Genomic DNA, 3,559 nt, shown 5'->3' with positions numbered 1-3,559 from the left:
AAGCTGTTCCATCTCGATCGCATCAGTTGGGGGATATTTGGTGATTGTTGGTCATTGGTGCTGGATTGTTCCCAAGTCTCAACCTGCATTCCAGTTCGGTATATATAACTCCAACAATCCTGGTGGCGGTAAGATTTCAATCCGCCGCGCGGGAATGTCTACTAATGGGACGATTGCCGCCACAAATGGAATCATCGCTTCGACAGCCTTACCATCCGCTTGGGGGACGCTGACTACCAGAATCTCATGTCCGGCGGTAAAAATATCGGCAACGATCCCCACCGCCAATCCCGTCACCCGATCGAATACGGGCATCCCGATCAAATCCTGACTATGATACTCTCCCGGTGCTAACTGCGGTCGATCGGTTGCTGGTAATAATAGCATTTGACCGCGCAAGTTTTCGGCTTGAGATCGATCGCCGATTCCGGCTAGCTGCACCACGTATAAGCCTTTGCCGGGGATTTGATAACCTTTTTCGAGTTGGATCGATCGCGGTTGGAGATCTTGCGCGCCCCACAACCACCGTTCGCCAGCTCGCTCGAACCGTTCGGGAAAATCGGAGTTGGGATAGACTTTTACTTCGCCTTTAATGCCCTGTGCGCCGACGATCGACCCAATTTCCATCCAACCATCGGGCGGTGCTAGTGGCGCTTGCCTCGTGGCAATCTGGGGGGTGGGTTGAGACTGTGAATCGGTCATGGCTCGGTCGGTAAGGAGTTCGGATCGATCTTAATAGTAAACCACAAAGCTCGCTAGCGAATGCAGACCTGTGCCGATCGAGCCAGTTGAAAAACTGTCCACTCGATCGTTCGATCGATTTTTATTCAGCTTAAGATTGACTCATCGAGCAACACAATTTAGTTATCCCTCACTTGGCTAATATTATGAATAACATGCAGCAAATCGGTTATCAAAAAGATAGTAACGCTTGGATTTTTCAAACTTGGGCATCTTTTCTATTGTCCGTTGGCATCACGACTACGGGAATTATTTACTTACCCGTAGATTTATGGGTTAAAGGTTTCATGGGTATGGGCTTGGGCTTTTCAGTATCTTCGACTTTTACACTGGCAAAAACTCAGCGAGATCTCCATGAATCGACTAAGTTAACCTCAAAAATTGAAGAAGCGAAAGTCGAGCAAATTCTCTCTCAACATGGGGTGTTAAAGTAATCTATTTAGCTATCATTAATTAGATTCGATCGTGACTCTAAACCTTATATATCTTATAAAATCCTTGTGGTGGGCAGTGCCCACCCTACTGGCGTGACCGGACTAAAACTGTGGGTAAAACGATCGTCAAAGTATTGTTAATTACTACTTTCATGTCTTAAATGCCCACAGTTTTAGTCCGGTCGTCCCACTACTGGGACTATAAATGTAACAGATGATAGCTTATCTAATTTTTTAGTGGATCGACGATCGAGTCTCTAACAGATAGATAATAATTTTGACGCGAGCGATAGCTACCCCAAGCCTGCTAAATTAAAGGCAGAATATCACGCCTAGATCCACCAGTGGCTAAATTACCAGATCCTGTCATCTCAAATCTCTTCATTATCAAACGTAGACTAGCTGAGTGCGTCGATCGTACTACCGCAATGGAGTTCAGGCTATTCGAGCAGGTGGGTGAAACTTCTGAAACCTTATCCGAATTTGAAGAACTTCAGGATGTGGAAGAGCGGCTAATGTTATCTTACAATCGCCTTCATACCCTACTGCTAAAAGTTTGCCAGTCTCAACCAACCCCCTCAGAAGATATGTTAAATTTGTTATATCAGGCAGTCGAAGTCGCTTCAGCGACTCTAGATGCTAGTGTTGCCACCTTACAAGAGATTCAACGCGATTGGAATTAATCATGAGTAATGAATTTAGAATTCTCGATCCTGAAGCTAGAGCTAAAAATCTAGCTAAATTGAAAGAAGTTACTCGACAACTAGATATCTTAAATCTGATGCTAGATGAAGCGATCGCATTAGTCGATCGAGACTTGCTCCAACAACGTCGAGCCAGATTATTGTATAGATCGAACTATCTGCCTACAGAGAAGATTGAAAGCTAACTTAAAATTCTTGCAATCTACTAATTGTGAAAGCTTTCTGAATGATGGCTGAGTCAAATAGATTGTAAATAGGGCAGTACCAGTACTTACAAAAGAGAGAGGTTGAATCGATCGAGATCGATTCAACCTCTTTTTGCTAAGCTATAAGCAAGATAAATTTTAAGTATCTTTCTTGGGTTTGTATGTGGAAATTACCTCTAATTCCTTGAGTTGTTTGGCATCGACATTTGCAGGAGCATTGGTGAGCAAACAGCGTGCTTGTTGAGTCTTTGGAAAAGCGATGACATCGCGGATCGAATCTTCGCCAGCGAGCAGCATGACTAATCGATCGAGTCCGTAGGCAATCCCGCCATGTGGGGGCGTACCATATTCAAATGCTTCGAGTAAAAAGCCAAATTTGTCATTAGCTTCTTCGGGGGATAAACCGATCGCGCTGAAGACTTTTTCTTGGACTTCGCGTTGATGAATACGGACGCTACCGCCGCCGACTTCGGTACCATTGAAGATGATATCGTAGGCTTGAGCGCGGGCGGTTGTCAGATCGGCGATGTCGTCTGGATGGGGGGCTGTAAAAGGATGATGAAGGGCTTCGAGTCGCTTTTCATCGGCGTTGTACTCGAACATCGGGAAGTCCGTCACCCACAAGAGATTGACTTTATCATCGTCGATTAAACCAAGTTCGCGCCCGATAACCAGTCGCAAGCGATCGAGTGTTTTATTTACCATCGCGGCATCGCCAGCAGCAAATAGTAATAAGTCGCCCGGTTTGGCACCTGTGAGGGTGAGTAATTGTTGTTTACTCTCAGCGGATAGAGAATCTTTAATCGCTCCGATCGTATCGATTTCATTGCCTTCGAGGACGCGAATATATGCTAATCCTTTAGCACCTGCTTCGGCAGCTTCTTTGAATAAGTTACCGCCCGGTTTAATCCGGACGTTAGAAATACTCTCATTACCGCCAGGAATCGGTAATATTTTGACAATCCCACCCGATGCGATTGCGCCGGAAAATACTTTAAATTGAGAGTTTTTAAATAACTCGGAAACATTGACTAATTTTAAGTCAAATCTAGTATCAGGTTTATCGCAGCCATAGTCAGCCATCGCCGTAGCATAAGTCATGCGGGGGAATGGACGTGCTAATTCGACACCTTTAATTTCTTTAAAGATTTGCCAAATCAATTCTTCATTGAGATCGATGATGTCTTCTTGAGACATGAAACTCATTTCCATGTCTAACTGGGTAAATTCTGGCTGTCTATCCGCACGTAAATCTTCATCGCGAAAACAGCGGGCGACTTGATAGTAACGATCGCATCCCGATACCATTAGTAATTGCTTGAATAATTGCGGCGATTGGGGTAGGGCAAACCATTCACCTAAATTTACCCGACTGGGTAAGATAAAATCACGCGCCCCTTCCGGAGTAGAGCGCGTCAAAATTGGCGTCTCGATCTCCATAAAGTTAAACCGATCTTCCAAACAGCGGCGGATG

5 protein-coding genes are annotated in these 3,559 nt (G+C 44.9%); 3 read left to right on the top strand and 2 right to left on the bottom strand.

Annotated features, from left to right (window positions below; genetic code table 11):
* Window positions 1-78 precede the first annotated feature (78 nt).
* On the bottom strand, window positions 79-702 hold the full coding sequence (gene rimM / locus RMO35_RS14945) for a ribosome maturation factor RimM (RefSeq protein ID WP_396134965.1): 624 nt from the start codon (window positions 700-702) through the stop codon (window positions 79-81).
* 194 nt (window positions 703-896) lie between these two features.
* On the opposite strand from rimM, the gene RMO35_RS14940 reads away from it, so the two are divergent.
* The 3 genes from RMO35_RS14940 to RMO35_RS14930 all read left to right on the top strand — a co-directional run bounded on the left by RMO35_RS14940 (window position 897) and on the right by RMO35_RS14930 (window position 2,064).
* Window positions 897-1,175 carry a YiaA/YiaB family inner membrane protein gene (locus RMO35_RS14940; protein ID WP_396134966.1) on the top strand — a complete coding sequence of 93 codons (279 nt, stop codon included), beginning with the start codon at window positions 897-899 and terminating at the stop codon, window positions 1,173-1,175.
* A 344-nt stretch (window positions 1,176-1,519) separates the two neighbouring features.
* Window positions 1,520-1,858, top strand: a complete 339-nt coding sequence (locus tag RMO35_RS14935; RefSeq protein WP_309742123.1) for a hypothetical protein — start codon at window positions 1,520-1,522, stop codon at window positions 1,856-1,858.
* 2 nt (window positions 1,859-1,860) lie between these two features.
* The gene (locus RMO35_RS14930; RefSeq protein WP_309742122.1) at window positions 1,861-2,064 is read left to right on the top strand and encodes a hypothetical protein; all 204 of its coding nucleotides are present in this window, start codon (window positions 1,861-1,863) and stop codon (window positions 2,062-2,064) included.
* Between the two features lie 159 nt (window positions 2,065-2,223).
* Here RMO35_RS14930 and aspS read toward each other — a convergent pair.
* Window positions 2,224-3,559 (bottom strand): aspartate--tRNA ligase (aspS, locus tag RMO35_RS14925; RefSeq protein ID WP_309742121.1); only part of this gene is annotated, 1,336 nt, incomplete at its 5' end.

The organism is Chamaesiphon sp. OTE_20_metabat_361, from assembly GCF_031364565.1.
This window is presented reverse-complemented; position numbering and strand designations above follow the sequence as displayed.